Source organism: Nonomuraea recticatena (genome assembly GCF_039533245.1).
Taxonomy (GTDB): domain Bacteria; phylum Actinomycetota; class Actinomycetes; order Streptosporangiales; family Streptosporangiaceae; genus Nonomuraea; species Nonomuraea roseola.
Genome location: NZ_BAAATE010000033.1, coordinates 56882 through 73843, shown reverse-complemented (window position 1 = coordinate 73843; position 16962 = coordinate 56882). Strand labels below are relative to the sequence as shown.

16 protein-coding genes are annotated in these 16962 nt (G+C 68.1%); 9 read left to right on the top strand and 7 right to left on the bottom strand.

Annotation, left to right across the window (positions count from 1 at the left end; genetic code table 11):
* Position 1 precedes the first annotated feature (1 nt).
* Positions 2 to 484 (bottom strand): alpha/beta hydrolase, encoded by a 483-nt coding sequence (locus ABFX50_RS40690; RefSeq protein ID WP_346154331.1) that lies wholly within the window; start codon positions 482 to 484, stop codon positions 2 to 4.
* Positions 485 to 553: 69 nt separating this feature from the next.
* Between ABFX50_RS40690 and ABFX50_RS40685 the strand changes: the two genes are divergently transcribed.
* Together ABFX50_RS40685 and ABFX50_RS40680 are read left to right on the top strand one after the other, a co-directional pair.
* Positions 554 to 1132 (top strand): TetR/AcrR family transcriptional regulator, encoded by a 579-nt coding sequence (locus ABFX50_RS40685; protein WP_346154329.1) that lies wholly within the window; start codon positions 554 to 556, stop codon positions 1130 to 1132.
* Between the two features lie 140 nt (positions 1133 to 1272).
* Positions 1273 to 1527, top strand: a complete 255-nt coding sequence (locus tag ABFX50_RS40680) for an SDR family NAD(P)-dependent oxidoreductase (protein WP_346154327.1) — start codon at positions 1273 to 1275, stop codon at positions 1525 to 1527.
* On the opposite strand, the gene ABFX50_RS40675 is transcribed toward ABFX50_RS40680, so the two are convergent.
* Complete coding sequence (locus tag ABFX50_RS40675) at positions 1505 to 1924, bottom strand: hemerythrin domain-containing protein (RefSeq protein ID WP_346154326.1); 420 nt, start codon at positions 1922 to 1924, stop codon at positions 1505 to 1507. The genes ABFX50_RS40680 and ABFX50_RS40675 overlap by 23 nt on opposite strands.
* Positions 1921 to 3216 (bottom strand): MFS transporter, encoded by a 1296-nt coding sequence (locus ABFX50_RS40670; RefSeq protein WP_346154383.1) that lies wholly within the window; start codon positions 3214 to 3216, stop codon positions 1921 to 1923. Before ABFX50_RS40670 ends, ABFX50_RS40675 begins: the two co-directional genes overlap by 4 nt.
* A gap of 49 nt (positions 3217 to 3265) precedes the next feature.
* Between ABFX50_RS40670 and ABFX50_RS40665 the strand changes: the two genes are divergently transcribed.
* On the top strand, positions 3266 to 3904 hold the full coding sequence (locus ABFX50_RS40665) for a TetR/AcrR family transcriptional regulator (protein ID WP_346154324.1): 639 nt from the start codon (positions 3266 to 3268) through the stop codon (positions 3902 to 3904).
* 333 nt (positions 3905 to 4237) lie between these two features.
* On the opposite strand, the gene ABFX50_RS40660 is transcribed toward ABFX50_RS40665, so the two are convergent.
* Positions 4238 to 4795, bottom strand: coding sequence for a TetR/AcrR family transcriptional regulator C-terminal domain-containing protein (locus ABFX50_RS40660; RefSeq protein WP_346154322.1), 558 nt, complete (start codon positions 4793 to 4795; stop codon positions 4238 to 4240).
* A gap of 160 nt (positions 4796 to 4955) precedes the next feature.
* On the bottom strand, positions 4956 to 5795 hold the full coding sequence (locus ABFX50_RS40655; RefSeq protein ID WP_346154321.1) for an SDR family NAD(P)-dependent oxidoreductase: 840 nt from the start codon (positions 5793 to 5795) through the stop codon (positions 4956 to 4958).
* Between the two features lie 443 nt (positions 5796 to 6238).
* On the opposite strand from ABFX50_RS40655, the gene ABFX50_RS40650 reads away from it, so the two are divergent.
* The gene (locus tag ABFX50_RS40650) at positions 6239 to 6535 is read left to right on the top strand and encodes a hypothetical protein (RefSeq protein WP_346154319.1); all 297 of its coding nucleotides are present in this window, start codon (positions 6239 to 6241) and stop codon (positions 6533 to 6535) included.
* Positions 6536 to 6836: 301 nt separating this feature from the next.
* Here the strand turns inward: ABFX50_RS40650 and ABFX50_RS40645 are convergent, their stop codons facing one another.
* Positions 6837 to 8441 carry an FG-GAP-like repeat-containing protein gene (locus ABFX50_RS40645; protein ID WP_346154318.1) on the bottom strand — a complete coding sequence of 535 codons (1605 nt, stop codon included), beginning with the start codon at positions 8439 to 8441 and terminating at the stop codon, positions 6837 to 6839.
* Positions 8442 to 9005: 564 nt separating this feature from the next.
* Between ABFX50_RS40645 and ABFX50_RS40640 the strand changes: the two genes are divergently transcribed.
* The 5 genes from ABFX50_RS40640 to ABFX50_RS40620 all read left to right on the top strand — a co-directional run bounded on the left by ABFX50_RS40640 (position 9006) and on the right by ABFX50_RS40620 (position 13743).
* On the top strand, positions 9006 to 9575 hold the full coding sequence (locus ABFX50_RS40640; protein WP_346154316.1) for a hypothetical protein: 570 nt from the start codon (positions 9006 to 9008) through the stop codon (positions 9573 to 9575).
* 472 nt (positions 9576 to 10047) lie between these two features.
* Positions 10048 to 10611 carry an SPFH domain-containing protein gene (locus ABFX50_RS40635; RefSeq protein WP_346154315.1) on the top strand — a complete coding sequence of 188 codons (564 nt, stop codon included), beginning with the start codon at positions 10048 to 10050 and terminating at the stop codon, positions 10609 to 10611.
* A 328-nt stretch (positions 10612 to 10939) separates the two neighbouring features.
* Positions 10940 to 11140 carry an oxidoreductase C-terminal domain-containing protein gene (locus ABFX50_RS40630; RefSeq protein WP_346154382.1) on the top strand — a complete coding sequence of 67 codons (201 nt, stop codon included), beginning with the start codon at positions 10940 to 10942 and terminating at the stop codon, positions 11138 to 11140.
* Positions 11141 to 11203: 63 nt separating this feature from the next.
* Positions 11204 to 11572 (top strand): DUF488 domain-containing protein, encoded by a 369-nt coding sequence (locus ABFX50_RS40625; protein ID WP_346154313.1) that lies wholly within the window; start codon positions 11204 to 11206, stop codon positions 11570 to 11572.
* Between the two features lie 176 nt (positions 11573 to 11748).
* On the top strand, positions 11749 to 13743 hold the full coding sequence (locus ABFX50_RS40620; protein WP_346154311.1) for an aconitate hydratase: 1995 nt from the start codon (positions 11749 to 11751) through the stop codon (positions 13741 to 13743).
* 368 nt (positions 13744 to 14111) lie between these two features.
* On the opposite strand, the gene ABFX50_RS40615 is transcribed toward ABFX50_RS40620, so the two are convergent.
* A complete protein-coding gene (locus tag ABFX50_RS40615) occupies positions 14112 to 16862 on the bottom strand; it encodes a cation-translocating P-type ATPase (protein WP_346154309.1) in 2751 nt (916 codons plus the stop codon).
* Positions 16863 to 16962: the final 100 nt, after the last annotated feature.

The following is a 16962-nucleotide window of genomic DNA, read 5'->3' as shown; positions in this document are numbered from 1 at the left end:
CTCACGCGGCGAGGGACTCTCGGAGGTACTCGACGATCTCCGCCCGCGCGGCCTTGGCCTGCGGCACCGCGCCCGGCATGCTGAGGAATGCGTGGGTCGCCCCGGGGTGTTCGGTGAGTCGCGCGGGTGTTCCGGCCGCGCGCAGCCGTTCGGCGTAGCAGCGGCCGTGGTCGGCCAGCGGGTCGATGGGCGCTACCACCACGAGCGCCGGGGCCAGCCCGCTCAGGTCGTCGGCCCCCAGCGGCGACATGGCGCGCGGGACCGGGAGGTTGCGGCCGGGCAGCACCACCTCCTGCCACTGGATCGCGGCGCCGCGGTCCGGACAGCCGGTGATGACCCGTCCCAGACGGGAGGCCCGCTTGCGGTTCTCCGCCTCACGGAAGGCGATCAACTGCTCGGTCGTCATCGTCAGCCAGTCCGGCTCCTTGCCCAAAGCCTTCAGCAGCCTGATGCCCAGCGGCGGCTTCGCCGTATTTGCGCCCATGTTTCCTCCACTAGTTTCGCTACTTCAAGTATCGATACCGATGGTAGCGCAAAAGGTTAGGGTGTGGGCATGACCCGAGTGACAACTTCCGCCAGACCGCCCGGTCGTCCGCGCTCCGGCGTCAACGCCGTGGTCTTCGCCGCGACGCTGAGCACGGTCCACGAGCTCGGCTACGCGCGTGCCACCGTGGACCGCATCGCCGCCACGGCGGGCGTCGCCAAGACGACGATCTACCGGCGCTGGCCGTCGAAGGGTGTCCTGATCGTGGACTGCCTCCTTGACGCGTTCGGCCCGGTGCCACTGGAGGGCGCCAATCGAGCCGAGCTCATGACCTCGGCCATCCACTGGATCGCGGCCAAGATCGGCCAGCCCGGAGTCGGCGACGCGTTCGCCGGCGTGTTCAGTGACGCCGTCAGCGACCCGTCCCTGCGCGAGGTCCTGTCCACACGGCTGCAGGACCCGTACCGGCTCGCGCTCCAGGAAGCGCTCGGCGAGCCGGAGCACCGGGTCCTGTTCTTCATCGACGTCGTCATCGGAACCCTGCTCCACCGGATGGGCATGACCGGCGAGCCGATGGCCGACGCCGACGTCGCCGCACTGGTCGAGATGGTTCTGCCGCACTTCGCTGACGGTGCCGGTCCGGCCTAGACCTGCTGTAGAACTGGCGATCGGCGCCGACAGCGACGACTCAGGGTCGTGGACTGGTGAGCTCGCTACCAGTCCCCGACACGCCTGTCCGCAGACGGCCGTCGCCGCGACCTCGATGAGCAACTGGCATCCTTGATCGGATGAGCACGAACCCCACGCGCATCGCCGCCATCACAGGCGCCAACCGGGGCTTGGGACGCGCGATCGCGGCCGGACTGGCCGGCGGCGGGCTGCACGTGGCGATCTGCGCCCGAGACGAACGGGCCACGCAGGAGACCGCTGACGACCTTCGCCGTAACGGTTTGGCCGCCTCACCCCATCAGCTCCAGGTCACCGGCCAGCCACCCTCATCTCCAACGTCCCGCGCCGAGGCTAGACCTCCTCGGGGAGAGTGAGCATCTTGTTGAGGATCGGGACCAACTGCTCCTCCTCGTAGTCCAGGTGAGCCTCCAGTTCGGTGGCGAGCCGGTCAAGCTCCTCGCCGATCGCCGCGCCGTCGTGGTCAAGGAGCTGCCGGATCCTTTCCATGAGCCGGGCCACCACCCGGTGCTCCGAGCGGAGCCGGGTCAGGGTCTCAGCCAGTTCCGGGTGCTCGGTACCAAGATGGGGGAAGAGCGCGGTGTCCTCGCCTTCGTGGTGGGCGTGGAGGGCGTCGCAGAACGTCAGGCAATGCGTACGCAAGTCCGCTGCGCCTGCCCGCGACGACCGCAGGTCCGCCAGGTCCCTGCGGAAGCCGTCGTGCAGTTTGATCAGCTCGTCGCCCCACGCGACGATGCGCTGTTCTTCTGTCATGCCAGTTCCTTTCGCGAGAGGTTTCCGTGGACAGCCGCGAACAGGGCTGCCAGCAGGGCCGCTCCAGCCGCGACGCCGAAGGTCCACCCGGCGCCTCCGCTGGAGAGCACCGTCGCCCCCACCGCACCGGCTACGCTGCTGCCCACAACCCTGACCAGCGCGTTCACCCCGCCGGCCGCCGCGGTCTTGGCGGGCTCCACGTGCTCGACGGCCATCGTCCCGAGCGCCGCGTAGCCGAGGCCGATGCCCAGCCCCAGCAGCGTCGCGGCACCGTACAGGTCCATGCCCGAGGATCTGGACACCGCCAGCCACAGGGCAGCGGCCGTCACCAGCATCGAGCCGCCCGCCACGAGCGCGGACGCGGTGAAACGGCGCATCAGGGGACCCGCCAGCACGGAGACCACAAGCATCAGCACCGTCGTCGGCAGCAGGTAGATCCCGATCTGCAGCACCGAGGCCCCGAGCGGGCCCTGGGCCACCGCCGAAACGGTTGTGATGGAGGCGAACAGTGCGAACCCCAGCAGGAACGACGCCACGGTCGCCCCCACCGTCCCCCGGTGCAGCAGCATGGGAATCTCGATCAGCGGCGACGCGGTACGGCGGGCGGTCGCGACCCACACCGCAGCCACCGCCACCGCCACGGCGAACAGGCCCAGCGTCAGCGGCGAGATCCAGCCCCAGGCCGCGCCCTTGCTGATAGCCAGCAGCAGGCAGACGAGCCATACCGTGACCAGGACCGCCCCGGCAAGGTCCGGCCGTCCGGATCCGCGCGCCGGGGCCTCCCGCACCACGGCGGCCACTAAGACGAAACTCAGCACGGCCAGTCCGGCCAGCGCCCAGAACACCGCCCGGTGGTTCCCGTCCAGCAGCCCGGCGAGGATCATGCCGCCGCCGCTGCCCACTCCGATGGTGGCGCTGAGCACCCCGATCGCGCTGGGTAGCCGATGGCCGGGCACTACCTGCCTGACCAGGCCCATGGCCAACGGGAGCAGCGACGCGGCTGTTCCCTGCAGCACCCGGCCGACGATGAGCAGGGGCAGCGTGTCCGCCATGGCGCTGAGTGTCGAACCGGCGACGAGCAGGCCGAGTGCGACCAGCGATGTCGTGCGCCGGCCGTACATGTCGCCGAGGCGCGACAGCAGCGGGATCGAGACCGCTCCCGATAGCAGCCCCGCGGTGAGCGTCCACGAGACGGTGGTGGACGGGACCTGGAGCTGCTGTTCGAGCCCCGGCAGTAAGGGGACGACGACGGTCATCTGAAGGGTCCCCACGGCAACTGCGAATGCGAGCACCACTACGACCCACGAGTTTTTATACACGTATAGAAAGTAGCATGGCAGGATGTCGACGCGCACAGGACGACCGCCCAAGATCTCCCGGCCGGAAATTGTCGCCGCCGCCCTGCGAGTGATCGAGGAAGACGGGACGGGCGCGCTCACCATGCGCAGGCTGGCCAGAGAGGTCGGCAGCACGGCCATGGCGCTCTACCATCACGTACGCGACAAGGAGGAACTCCTCCTGCTGCTCCTCGACGACTACGCGGCCGGAATTCCCCGCCCCGCACTGCCGGACGAGCCACGCGAGCGCATGGTGGCCGCCGCCATGGCCATGCACGACGCCGTGTCCGGATGCCCATGGGCCGTGGACATCCTCAAGGCCGACGACCTGATGTCGGTGGGAGCGCTGTGGTACCCGGAGCAGATCGTCGACGCCGCCGTCCGCGCGGGGCTGACGATCGAGGAGGCGGTGGACGCGTACCGGATCATCTGGCGCTACACCGCTGGCGAGATCGGCGGCCGGGCGGCGGCTCGCAGGCGGCGGGAGGAGGGCGGACCCACCTACCGGGAGCGGGTCTTCGCCGAACTGGACGCGAAGGAGTTCCCCCGGCTGAGCACGGTGGCGAGGCGATGGGAAGACTTGACCGCCCGCGACACCTATGCCAAGGGCGTGTGCGCCCTCGTGAACGGCCTTCTCCCGTAAGCGTCGCCGCCCCGCGGGCGGTCCGTGAAACGACCAAGTCTGATGATCTAGTGGACCGAGGCGAGAGGAGGACGATCGGCGTCCCCGTTCTCACAAACGAGCCTTTGCCCCATCAAGATCAAATAGGGCCGGGCGAAAACCATCAAGAAGCTGATCGATCTCAGAACCCGTTCGCGCTCAAACCTGGCAGGAGCAGGGTTCTGCGACTTGCGTTGTGCGAAAATCTGGGTCCGTGACGCTGAGTGGCGCAACCCGATCATCGGTGGCGGCGCAAGCCCGTACGGCCCGTGGATACCGACCCCGACCTCGCTCACATTCGGCCAGAGCTGAGCGTCACGCCGGCGGCCGGGTGAGTTTGGCGGCCACGGCGTCGAGGACCCAGTCCAGGCCGGTCGCGAAGGACGCCTCGGCGTCCACCTCCGTGCTGTCGTACACAGCCTTGGTCAGCGCCGGGAAGCGGCCCGTGGCCAACATTCTCGTCACATGCGGGCCGGAGGCGCGCTGCCAGTCGCGCTTGGACAGGCCCGTGGCGCGCTCGGCACGCAGGTTCGCGATCTCGCGCCTGATCGCGCCAGTGAAGTAGGCGCTGACGGTCTCCACGGCACGCATGACGGTGTCGATGTCGGCGAGGCCGTCGAGGGCGGCCAGCGTGGCCTCGGTCACGGCGAGGCCGTTCGGGCCCAGGGTCGGACGGCCGCCGAGCAAATCGGCCAGCCATTCGTGACGGAGCGCGGTCTGCCTGGTGCTGTGGGCGAGGATGCGCAGCGCCTCCCGCCAGTCACCGGGCTGCTCCTCGGGGAGAATCTCGGCGTGGACCTCGTCCACCATGAGGTCGAACAGCTCCTCCTTGGTGGAGATGTATCCGTACAGCCACATCGGGCCGGCGTCCATTCCGAGATTACGAACGTGATCGGCTCGCGGCCGGTTCTGGCCGTATCTCGGCCGGACCCGGTTTCCAGGCCGTGACCGCCCGCGGCGCGGGCCGCGGCCGTGCGAGGAGGTCGTGGCGGCGGCCCCCCGAGGTCGCCGGCGAGCCGCGAGACCGCGCTGATCACGCACTCGGTGGGGGCAGTTGCGTTGGGTCGTCGCCGTTCAGGATCTGCGTCATTCGATGCTCGACATGCTCCGTCCATTCCGGATGCGTCAGGACGTAGAAGCGCTCCTCGCGAATGGCCTGCAACACCCGCTCGCCGACGGTTCGCGGGCTGAGGCCGAGCTTGAACGCCTGCCGGGCGGCGTCGACGGACCAGCCAGCCGGAGTCGGGCCCGCGTCGGGAAAACGGGCCGGCCGATTGCGTTGGGAATGGAAGATGTTCGTGTCGACCAGGCCGGGGCACAGCAGGGAGATTCGCGGCTTGAGACCGCCGCCGACGAGTTCGAGATGAACGGTCTCCGACAGTGAGACGACGGCCGACTTCGTCGCGCCGTACAGCGAGCCACCCGTGATCAGACCCGCCATCGACGCGGTGTTGACGATGTGCGCGTCCTCGTCCTGCTCGATCATGGTCGGCAGGAAGGCGCGGATGCCGTGGACGACGCCCATCAGGTTCACCTCGAGGATCCAGTGCCAGTCGTCGAGCGTGCTCTCCCAGCTCGGTCTGCTGCCGGTGTGGACGCCCGCGTTGTTGCACAGCACGTGTACGGCGCCGTACTTCTTGAGCGTCGATTCGGCGAGCGAGGTGACGTCCTCCGCCTTCGACACGTCGGTCACGACGGCGTGGACGTCCGCGCCACTCTCACGGAGATCGGCCGTCGTGGAATGGAGTGCGGCCTCCTCCATGTCGCTCAGCACCACGCGCATCCCCGCGTCGGCGAACGTCTCGGCCATTCCGCGGCCGATACCGCTCGCCGCGCCGGTGATGACGGCGACCTTGTTCTCCAGGTCGTGCATGTTCCCTCCCCATCGCGCCGGGTCAGGGTCACAGGTTAGGGAGCCGACAGCCGCGCGACATCGGCCTGCGGGCCGATGTTTTCCGGCTCCCGCTCGGTTACTGTGAAAATGGCGGAGGAACGCGATGCGCCTGCTGGAGGCCGTAGATCGAGGTTAGAGCGGTGGCAACTGTGGCCGAGCTACGGTCGGCGCGAACTCGCCGCTACGTGCGGGAGCGGAGGGCGCAGCTCCTTGCATATGAGAACGACCCACTGGTGCGTAAGTTTCGGGCATTCGCAGGCGGGCGGCTCGCTTGGTAGCAGGCGGAGCTGGTGACGCATCAGGCCGCGCTTGACGGTCCGTCTCCGCCAGCGTGTCTCCGCCATGGGGCGCGCTAGGTGACCTAGCGTGAGACTGATCAATTAATTACTGCGCAGGCGCGAAAGTGAAGCCAGACCATGTACATGATGCGCGAGGTCTTCCAAGCTGAACGTGGGAAGGCGCCGGAGATCGTGGCAGCGTTCAAGACCCTCACCAGTGCGTTTGAAGAGGCGGGGTACACGAATCTGCGAATCTACGTGGATTATGCGGGCCCTATGGATACGGTCGTCTGTCAATGGGAGTTCGACAGTCTGGACCAATACTTCGCCATGGAGCGCCAGGCCTTTGTGAATCCAGAAGAGAACACGCAGGCAATGATCGACACCATGAACAACAACGCAAAATCTGGCTACAAGGAGATCTATGAGGTCATCCAGTAGCGGACGAGCCCTGCAGGCGTACCGCCGCCGCGTCAATCATTCGGTGTGCTGTCTGGCTGCACGCCTACAATCACCATCGAGCACACACCGCACTCGGCGGCCACCCGCCAGTCAGCCGCGTACCTAACCTCTCAGGTCAATACACCTAGCGCATGAGCTTGATGGCCGACTGGCGGGAAATGACCCCCTTGCCCCGGGCGCCTCTCTCCGCAGGAAACGGTGGCGTCTTCGGCTCAGGCTGGTTAGCGGCCCAACGCAGCAGACGGAAAGCGCGATCGCTGACCACCGCAGGTCACGGGCGTCAGCGGTGAAGGATCTTGCCGAAGGCGGTCTGGGGCGAACCGATGCCGAACTGGCCGGGATGAAACACCTGGGTACCGCTCTCAGAGACCCCGGAAGACGATCCCCGCAGCACGACGAGCATGCCCGCGCCGCCGTTCTTGCCCGGGGCGCCCACGATGACCTCGGCCTTGCCGTCGCGGGTGACGTCCAGCACACGGACGCTCTGGCCGAAGCGGTCGCCCGCGACGGACTGCTCGCTGATCGGGTCGGCGGAGACGGCTGCGGCTCGCGCCGCGGTGAGGGACTGCGGCTCGGCGGTCGGCTTGGGGTCGAAGGTGGTCTGCGGCTCAGGGTCCCCGGTGAGGGTGGGTACGGCGGTGGGGGTGGGACTCGGCGGAGCGTTCACTGTCGGGGTCGCGGTCGGGGTGGGCGTGTTGGGGGAGGAGATGCCGTCCTGGGTGATGATCTGGGCGGCGGTGAGGACCGGGCCGCGGGGCGAGGCCTTGGAGCCGGGGATGATCGCGATTCCGCCCGCGCCCGTCTGGCCAGAAGCGGCGGCGTCGGGAGCGCCCAGGACGATCTCGGCGGCGCCGTCGCCATTGACGTCGCCCACAGCCAGGTCACTGCCGACGCCCGAGCCCGCGTCGAACCAGCCGATGTCGTGCGTGGAGAAGCCGGGGAACTGGGAGAAACCCGACGCCGAGCCGTACCAAACCTGCAGGCCGCGCAGACTGGGGGTTGCCATGACGACGTCCAGATGGCCGTCGCCGTCCACGTCACCCATCGCCAGTTGGGAGTCCTTCTTGGGGCAGCCCAGCACGTGGCGGTTCTGCGGGGTGCACAGAGCGCCCCAGGCCCACAGGCTGTCGTCGCGGGTGGTCGGCTGTGCCTTGAGGTCGTTCAGCAGCCACAGGTACGGCGACTCCTCCTGGCCGTCGGACATGTACCTGCTGACGATCAGGGCCATCTGCTGTCCGCCGGTGTTGCGGGCGTCGCCGACGGCGATCGACCTGACCCTGACCTGGTCGTCGTGGAAGTAGTTCCGAATCCACTCGTCGGTGTTGAAGCGGGCCGTCAAATGAGAGGTGGGGTAGTCCACACCGTCGAGAACGAACCCGCTGCTGTCGTCGATGCCGACGATGTCGGCGCCCGGCTGGTCGTCGAACTGCCCGACACGCAGACCCCATGCTTGGAGGCCGGGGCCACCGTAGCCTTTGGTGGTCGTGGTGCGGACCCCGTCCTGGTTCCACGAGTCGATCTGCAAGACCGGGTAGCCGCTGATGAACACCAGCTCGGCCGCGTTGTCGCCGGTGACGTCCCCCGCGGCCACCGTCTCGCCCCAGCTTCGGCACGGAGTGCCCCAGGCGGACTTGCAGCCGGCCTCGGGGCGGCGCACAGTATGGGCGTCAATCCCACCCGGTCCTCCGTAAAGGATCGTGACGGCGCCGGTGGTGCCGTTCGGGCCGGGGACGCCAGGAGTGCCGATCGCCAGGTCGTGGTAGCCGTCACCATTGAAGTCGCTGTTCACGGCGACCTGCGCCGCCGCGGCCGGCGGGGCGGGGAGGGTGAGCACGGTGGTCAGGGTCAGAACAGCAACCGGCCACGTCATCTTGTTCACGCGCATGCTGTCAGCATTGAGTGCCTGACTTGTGGCTCGGTTGGATACCGATGAGGAGATAACGGCCACGCGCCGCTGACCGGCTGAGAACCCCTAAAGGTTGTTGCAGAAGCCGCTAGTGGGCAGGTCGGGGCAGTGTTCGGTGTGGCAGTTCGTTCATGTGGCTTGGCCAGAAAGCTGGCCGGGAGCTCGCGACGAAACCGCCCCGTCGACCACGGCCACGCCAGGAGGCCCGCGATGACCGCCACGCCGACCGCCTCGGCCGCCCCGCCCGGCGAACAGGGCCAAAGTGCCGTCACCATCCAGCAACACGGCACTTCCGCTCACAGATGGCGGCTGGTGGTTCGAGCCTTACCGCACCCCCAACTTGCGCGGCCGCCCATAGCCCCAAGTCTCAAATACTTTGCGGCTGGTGGCACGGACCCGAGTGGAGGGCCTCCTAGGATCGGGCACCTCATGATCCGTTGGGTCATCCGCGTCTGGCACGCCCGAGCTCGGGCGAAATGCGCGGGCAAGAACTGTTCAGACCGTGGAGCGAACTTCCGCCGCTCCACGATCATCGAACACAGCATGAAGAAGATCGCGGTTTTCACCGTACTGCCCATGCTGTCCGCCGCTTTCGTAGTCGCGGGAGCCGCAGGCCCCGCAGGCGCCACTGTCGGCAAGGACTCCTGTCCGACGCCCACCAAGGCCGATGTGGCTCGCGCCGCCGCGGACACGATGGACAAGCCGGCCAGGGGCTCCGACGACGCCCTCAACGGAGTGCGCGTCACGTACATCCCGAAGGGCTTCCTCGCCGGTCAGGTCAGAGTGGAGCCCAAAGAGTACGCCTACCAGTGGATGGGCAAGGAGGACACCCCCGACAAGTACCGCAACCTGTGGGTGCGGATCACCTGCGACCCCTCGCTGGTGAAGCTCGCCGACTTGCGCAACCCCTCCTTCGACTCGGGCGAGTTCGTCAAGTCGAAGAAGGGGAAGGTCGGCGGGCGTTCGGTGCTCGTGCAGATCCCGGACAAAGAGTTTCGCACCTTCCGCTACGTCGCCTGGGTGGAGCGCAAGGGTGTCGTCGTCAGCGTGACAGTCTCCCAGCCGCTCTTCGCCGACCTCGACAAGGTCGTCAAGGGAATCCAGGTCAAGTAGCCCGTCAGGGGCGGCCGCGCAGGCCTCAGTCATCTCAACACCCTGCGCGGACATCTCACCCACCGACATCGGAACGGTAGATGGCTACATGCACCTCCGCCCGAGTCGGATCGCTAACGCCGCTGGCCGTTCCGTTGTCGATCACACCCCGCCGGGGATGAAGCCCTCGCGTAGTCCGCCCAGTCCGATTGTTACCCGACGGATCACTGCATCCACTCAACAGTTGGCCCGCAGCGGCCACTGGGTCGGGCCGATCCACCTCTTCCAGGCCGTCAGGGTCGCCGAAGCTGTGCAGTGAGATCGCGCGCATGGGGTCCTCTCACGTGTGTCTCGTCCGCCTGGCGACCCTGGTGGACGCCTGCGTCCGTTTCGTCGAAGTGAGAACCAACGCCTTTGCCTCACACGCCACACGCGAGCAAGCCCCTCCGCTCGGACACGCGGGAGAACCGCGATCGCGCGCTGGAGGCTGCGCGTGCGCTGTTCGCTCGCGCGGGACCTTGAGGGTCTCGAGCTGATGATCGACAGCCAGGGTGTGGGTTGGGGCATGCACATCGGCCGGGTCGAGATCAAGGACGTGGCCCTTCCCGAGACGATGAAGCGGTCCATGTCACGACAGGCCGAAGCCGAACGGGAACGGCGCTCACGCGTCATCACCGCCGAGGGTGAACTGCAAGCTTCGCAGAAGCTGGCTCAGGCCGCCGAGACGATGACCGAGCACCCGGCAGCGCTGCAACTGCGGCTGCTCCAGACTGTCGTCGAGGTCGCCGCCGAGAAGAACTGCCGGGCGAGCGCCCCTCCCGGTGGAGTTGCTCCGCTTCCTGGAACGTGCGACGCCGCCCGATGCCGCACCTGCGGCAGTCGCCCCCAGCGCGTCCACCCCGCCGTCCATCGCCGCGCGGCCGCAGGAGCCATCGGTGCCGGCAGGCCGAACCCTGCAGGACGCCCCAGCGCCTCGACCATGTCGCCTCCAGCGACGTGCTGGCGGGCCGATAGCCCTCACCGCCCCCGGCGGCAAGGGCCGGCCGGTACACGATGAGGAATCCCATCAGGGGCCAAGGAGATGGGCGAAGGCCCCACCGTCATTGGAAATCTGCTGAACCCGCCTTGACATCCACCGGCGTAGCGTCGGTGGCATGAGAGGGATGACGGCCAGGGTGGAGCCCTGAACGACAGCGGATGGACGACAGCGGATGTACATCCCCGCACCACGAAAAGGCGAGTCATGCCATGGCCGATCCACTTGCAGAACTCACTACCCGAGGAGTGTCGATCTGGCTAGACGACCTCAGCCGGGAACGGCTGGTCTCAGGCAGTCTGGCTGACCTGGTCGAGCGCAAGCATGTGGTGGGACCACCAATCCCACCATCTTCGCGATCTTCCGCGGCGACGTCGAGGCGCGCCAGTTCATCGCGTTCTGGCTCGACGGCGGGCGGGCGCTGGCCGGCATGATTTGGGACGACAACGACGCCATCCAGGATCTCGTACGTGCGGGCGCACGGGTGGACACCAGCGCGCTGAGCGATACCGAGACGCCGCTGGGCTCGCTGGTGGGCGCGTCGCCCTGAGCAGGCGGCGGATGAAGGCGCCCTGGCCATGCGGGAACTCACACGACCGTGAGGAGGCACACCATGGCAGGCAAGAGCAAGGGCAAGGTTCAGGTACGCCGGGTCTATGAGGAACCGGCGGGAGACGACGGCGCCAGGGTGCTGGTGGACCGGATCTGGCCGCGAGGGCTGACCAAAGCCAAGGCCAACCTCGACGAATGGTGCAAACAGGTCGCCCCCTCAAGAGAGCTGCGCACCTGGTATCGCCACGACCCCGAACTCTTCGCGGAGTTCGGCCGCCGCTACCGCAGCGAACTGGCAGACCCGGAACGGGCAGCCGCGATGACGCACCTGCGCGAACTCACTCAGGGCGGCGTGCTGACCTTGCTCACCGCGACCAAACAGCCGGAGATCAGCGAGGCGGCCGTGCTCGCCGAACTGCTCCAGCAGTGACCATGGCCGCTTGCACGATGGTCGTTCTCGAAGGGCCGATACGCGCGAGCACCAGCCGGACCCCGCTACGGCACCTGTCGTGCCCAGATCGTCGCCAACAGGTCGGGCGCTGTCGCGGCGCGGTTGGCGCGCGGTGGCGACAGCAAACTCTTCGATGGAAGGCCAGGAGGCCCAGCATGGGGTACAACGTCGCGCAGAAATTGATCGCCGCCCACCTCCTGTCCGGCGACATGACCGCAGGGCAGGAGATCGCGCTGCGGATCGACCAGACCCTGACCCAGGACGCGACCGGCACTGTGGTGATGCTCGAACTGGAAGCGCTCGATCTGGACCGGGCGCGCACCGAGGTGTCGGTGCAGTACGTCGACCACAACCTGTTGCAGACCGACAGCAGGAACGCCGAGGACCACACCTTTCTGCGCTCGGCCTGCCATCGATTTGGACTGTGGTACTCGAAGCCGGGCAACGGTGTCTCCCACCCGACCCACATGCAGCGCTTCGGCGTTCCTGGCAAGACGCTGGTCGGCTCCGACAGCCACACGCCGGCGGCGGGTTCGCTGGGGATGCTGGCGATCGGCCTGGGCGGCATCGAGGTGGCGATGGCGATCGCCGGTGAACCGGTGTACCTGCGCATGCCCGACATCTGGGGGGTACGGCTGACCGGCGAACTGCCGCCTTGGGTGAGCGCCAAGGATGTCATCCTCGAGATGCTGCGTCGGCACGGCGTCAAGGGCGGCGTGAACCGGATCATCGAATACCACGGCCCTGGGCTGGCGCAGCTGACCGCCATGGACCGGCATGTGATCGCGAACATGGGGGCCGAGCTCGGCGCGACCACCACGGTGTTCCCGGCCGACGATCAGGTCCGGGACTTCCTGCGAGCGGAGCGGCGCGAGCACGACTTCGTCGAACTGCTCGCCGACGCGGACGCCACCTACGACGTCACCGACGAGATCGACCTGTCGTGTCTGGAGCCGCTGATCGCGCTGCCCAGCTCACCGGGGAACGTGGTCACGGTGCGCGAGGTAGCCGGTCGGCCAGTGGACCAGGTGGTGGTCGGCTCCTCAGCCAATCCGGGACTGCGCGATTTCGCCGTCGTCGCCGCCATCGTTTCCGGGCGGCAGGCGCATCCGAGGGTGTCGTTGGACATCAACCCGAGCTCGCGACAGATCCTGCAGGACCTCACGAAGATGGGCGCCACGTTCGCGCTGATCTCGGCCGGTGCGCGGCTGCACCAGTCCGGCTGCATGGGCTGCATCGGCATGGGCCAGGCGCCGGCCAACGGGCGCAACAGCCTGCGCACCGTCCCGCGCAACTTTCCCGGCCGGTCCGGAACCCGTGAGGACTCGGTCTTTCTCTGTTCCCCCGAGACCGCCGCCGCGGCCGCTCTCACCGGCCAGATCACCGACCCCCGCGACCTGCCGCACCTGCTCGGCATCGACTACCCGCACCTGGGGTTGCCCGCCGAGTCCAGCGTGAACACCGCCATGCTGGAACCGCCGCTCTCGGCGCACGCCGATCGGCCCGAACTGGTCAAGGGAGCGAACATCTCCTCCCTGCCCGACTTCCCGCCGCTGTCTGACCGCATGGAGGCGCCGGTCGCGCTCAAGGTCGGCGATGACGTGTCCACCGATGAGATCCTGCCCGCCGGCGCCCGGGTGTTGCCTTACCGCAGCAACATCCCCAAGCTGGCCGAGTTCACCTTCGCACAGATCGATGAGGACTACGTCGGCCGGGCACACGCCAGCCGCGGCAGCGGCCACATCGTGGTCGGCGGCGCCAACTACGGACAGGGCTCATCTCGTGAACATGCTGTCATCGCCCCCCGCTATCTCGGCCTGCGCATGGTGCTGGCGGTGTCCTTCGCGCGCATCCACTGGCAGAACTTGGCCAACTTCGGCGTGCTCGCGCTGGAGTTCGCCGACCCCGACGACTACCACCGCGTCGAGCAGGGCGACGTTCTCGTGCTGGATGGCCTTCGGCACGCGATCGCCTCTGGCGGCACCGAGATCACAGTGCGCAACACCAGCCGAGACCAGCTGTACTCCACCTGGCACCGACTGTCCGACCGGCAGATCGCGATGCTGCTGGCCGGTGGGCTGATTCCCTGGCTCCGCCAGCGAAAGGGAAGCCAACGACCGCAGCCGTTCGCCTCGCGCGAGGCCAGGTGAGCAATGCTGCAGCGCACTCGCCGCCGTCACATCCGCCAGTTCGCAGCAGGCAGCAGGCCCCGCCCTGCCGGTGCATTGACACCTTCGCGCTGTGCTCGGCCGCCGGGGTCTGGAAGCTACCGCGACGGTCCGCGCGGCGGTGACCAGCGCGCCGCCCTCGTTTCGCAGCAGGCTCTCCAGCAGCACCCCCAGACTGTACGGGAGCCGCGCCGGACCGTCGATCCGCGCGATCCCGATGATGTTGCTGCTGTCATCGCCAAGTGCGCGGCGGCTGCGCGCGCCGACGCTGTCCGCCGTCATGGTCTGCTCCCCGGCTGGTCGCGGTGGTGAAGCCGGTAGCGCGCAATCCCCTGTAGGAGGCTCGCTCGTCATTCGTCGATGTCCTGGCGGAGCTGCGCGGCTGCGCGGCGGCGGGCTCGCAGCACGATCTTCACGAGTTCACCGGTCCACAGGATGGCCGAGCCGACTGCGGCGCAGACCAGCCATTGGCCGGTGGTGAGGTCGGTGGTGGCGAAGAAGTCGTGCAGGATGTCCATCTCCACGACGAGTGCCAGAAGCACCAGGACGACGGTGGTGGCGATGAAGGCCGAACGATTGTGAAGGGTCTCACGGCTGAAGATGCTGCGGAGGTCGTGCCGCACATTGAGCAGGTTGAAGACCTGGAAGAACACGAACGTGACGAAGGCCATCGTCGCGGCGACCGTGGGCTGTCCCAGCTGGGGCCGGCCTCCGGGGGCCCAGGTGAGGATCGCGAGGGTGCCGGCCGCCATCACTGCGCCGGCCAGCACGATCCGGGTGAGGCGTTGTCGGGTCAGGATGCGTTCCCCGGCGGGGCGTGGTGGCTGGCTCATGGCGTCCGGGCTGACCGGGTCGATGCCGAGGGACATGGCGGGTGGGCCGTCCATGACCAGGTTGACGAAGAGGATCTGTAGCGCGGTGAACGGGGCGCCGCCGGCGAGGCCGGTGACCGATGCGATGAGGAAGGTGAGCACGAACCCGAAGGCGGTGGACACCTGGAAGCGGGTGAACTTGACGATGTTGTCGTAGATGCCGCGGCCTTCGCGGATGGTGCCGACGACGGTGGCGAAGTTGTCGTCGGTGAGGATCATCGTCGCCGCTTCTTTGGTCACCTCCGTTCCGGTCAGGCCCATCGCGATGCCGATGTCGGCCTTGCGGAGGGCGGGGGCGTCGTTGACTCCGTCGCCGGTCATCGCGACGACGTCGCCGCGGGCCTGCAGCGCTTTCACGATCCGTATCTTGTGTGCTGGGGATACCCTGGCGATAACGCCGATGTCGTCGAGGCGTCGGGCGAGGTCGGCGTCGGGGGTGCGGTCGAGCTCGGTGCCGCTGATGGCAGCGCCGGGGATGCCGAGTTCGCTGGCGATGGCCATGGCGGTGACGGCGTGGTCGCCGGTGATCATTCGGACGCGGACGCCGGCGTCGCGGCATTGCGCGATCGCCTGCCGCGCCTCGGGGCGGGGCGGGTCCAGGATGCCGATCAAGGCGACGAGGACGACCCGGTCGAGGCGGTCCTTAAGGTCGCCGCTGGCGTCGAAGCCGTCGGCGGGGAAATCCTCGACGCCGACGGCGAGCACCCGCATGCCCTGTTCGGCCAGCGCGGTGTTGGCCCGGTCGTAGCGCCTGCGGGCGGCTTCGTCGAACGGCAGGATCGCCGCGCCGCCGAGGTAGCGGTCGGCCCGCGCCGACAGCACGTCGGGGGCCCCTTTGATGAAGCATCGGACCACGTCGCGGCCACGGTTGTCGCTCCAGCGGTGGAAGGTGGCCATGAACTTGTGGTCGGAGTCGAAAGGGATCTCCACGATGCGGGGGCGCTGTTGGCGTAGCGCCCGGACGTCGATGCCGCCCTTTTCGGCGAGGGCTACCAAAGCGCCCTCGGTGGGGTCGCCGACCACCTGCCCGTCGCGCAGTACCGCGTCGCTGCACAAGGCCACGGCGATCAGTGGATCGTCGAGCGTCGCGGGCAGCGGTGAGCCGTCCGTGGTGCGGATCCGCCCGTCGGGCGTGTAGCCCTGACCGGAGACGGTGAACCGCCGGCCGGCCAGCAGCATCTCCCGTACGGTCATCTGGTTGAGCGTCAGCGTGCCGGTCTTGTCGGTGCAAATCTGCGAGGTGCTCCCCAGAGTTTCGACCGAGGCGAGCCGTTTGACGATCGCGCCCCGGCGTGCCAGCCGACCGGCTCCCATCGCCAGAGTGAACGCGACGACCGCCGGTAGCCCTTCGGGGATGGCCGCCACGGCCAGGGAGACGGCGCTGACGAACAGCGTGCCGAAATCCTGCCCGCGTACCAGCCCCAGCACGAAGACGACGACGATGACGACCCCGGCGATGACGGCCAGCGTCCGGCCCAGGCCGTCGATCTGGCGCTGCAGCGGCGTCGGCCCGGGCCGGGCTGCGTGCAGCAGGTCGGCGATCCGGCCGATCTCGGTGTCCATGCCGGTGGCCGTGACCACTGCCTCGCCGCGGCCGCGAGTGAGCGTCGTGTTCATGAACACGACGCTCGCCCGGTCACCCAGCGGTGCCGCCTCGTCGACCTCGGCGGTGGCGGATTTGCCGACCGGGTGCGCCTCACCGGTCAGCGACGACTCCTGCACCTCCAGCGAGGCCGAGGACAGCAGCCGGCCGTCGGCGGGTATCCGATCGCCGGCTTCCACCACGATGATGTCGCCGGTCACCAACTCGGCGGCGTCCAGTCGTAGGGTGCGGCTGCCGCGACGGACCGTCGCTGTGGTGAGAAGCATCCGCCGCAGCGCCTCCAGTGAGGCTTCCGCCCGGGATTCCTGCACGAACCCGATGCTCGCATTGAGGAAGACCACCAAAACGATCACTGCTGGGGTTTCCCAGTCCTGGGTCACCATCATGCTCACCACTGCGGCGACCAGCAGGATCAGGATCAACAGGTCCTGAAACTGCCGCAGGAACATCCGCCACCGCGGTTCGCGCGGCTTCTCATCGAGCCGGTTGGCACCGTGACGCTGCAGGCGCCGGGCCGCCTCCGCCGGCGACAGTCCGAGCCGCGGATCCACCTCGAATGCGTGGGTGGCGGCTTCGGCCGCACGCGCGTGCCACGGCGTCGGCGGCGTTTCTGTGGGCCCGGCCATACGATCACCTTCTCCAACCAGCGCTGACGCTGGGCCCGCCGTTGGCGGAGTCGCCTGGAAGCGGGCTCGTTCGCCGCCGAAGAAGATGCCGGACCTTACG

Bases quoted from the DNA above. Each gene is read 5' to 3' on its own strand.
- ABFX50_RS40690 (WP_346154331.1), bottom strand. From the start codon at position 484: ATGGGCGCAAATACGGCGAAGCCGCCGCTGGGCATCAGGCTGCTGAAG.
- ABFX50_RS40685 (WP_346154329.1), top strand. From the start codon at position 554: ATGACCCGAGTGACAACTTCCGCCAGACCGCCCGGTCGTCCGCGCTCC.
- ABFX50_RS40680 (WP_346154327.1), top strand. From the start codon at position 1,273: ATGAGCACGAACCCCACGCGCATCGCCGCCATCACAGGCGCCAACCGG.
- ABFX50_RS40675 (WP_346154326.1), bottom strand. From the start codon at position 1,924: ATGACAGAAGAACAGCGCATCGTCGCGTGGGGCGACGAGCTGATCAAA.
- ABFX50_RS40665 (WP_346154324.1), top strand. From the start codon at position 3,266: ATGTCGACGCGCACAGGACGACCGCCCAAGATCTCCCGGCCGGAAATT.
- ABFX50_RS40660 (WP_346154322.1), bottom strand. From the start codon at position 4,795: ATGGACGCCGGCCCGATGTGGCTGTACGGATACATCTCCACCAAGGAG.
- ABFX50_RS40655 (WP_346154321.1), bottom strand. From the start codon at position 5,795: ATGCACGACCTGGAGAACAAGGTCGCCGTCATCACCGGCGCGGCGAGC.
- ABFX50_RS40650 (WP_346154319.1), top strand. From the start codon at position 6,239: ATGATGCGCGAGGTCTTCCAAGCTGAACGTGGGAAGGCGCCGGAGATC.
- ABFX50_RS40645 (WP_346154318.1), bottom strand. From the start codon at position 8,441: ATGCGCGTGAACAAGATGACGTGGCCGGTTGCTGTTCTGACCCTGACC.
- ABFX50_RS40640 (WP_346154316.1), top strand. From the start codon at position 9,006: ATGAAGAAGATCGCGGTTTTCACCGTACTGCCCATGCTGTCCGCCGCT.
- ABFX50_RS40625 (WP_346154313.1), top strand. From the start codon at position 11,204: ATGGCAGGCAAGAGCAAGGGCAAGGTTCAGGTACGCCGGGTCTATGAG.
- ABFX50_RS40620 (WP_346154311.1), top strand. From the start codon at position 11,749: ATGGGGTACAACGTCGCGCAGAAATTGATCGCCGCCCACCTCCTGTCC.
- ABFX50_RS40615 (WP_346154309.1), bottom strand. From the start codon at position 16,862: ATGGCCGGGCCCACAGAAACGCCGCCGACGCCGTGGCACGCGCGTGCG.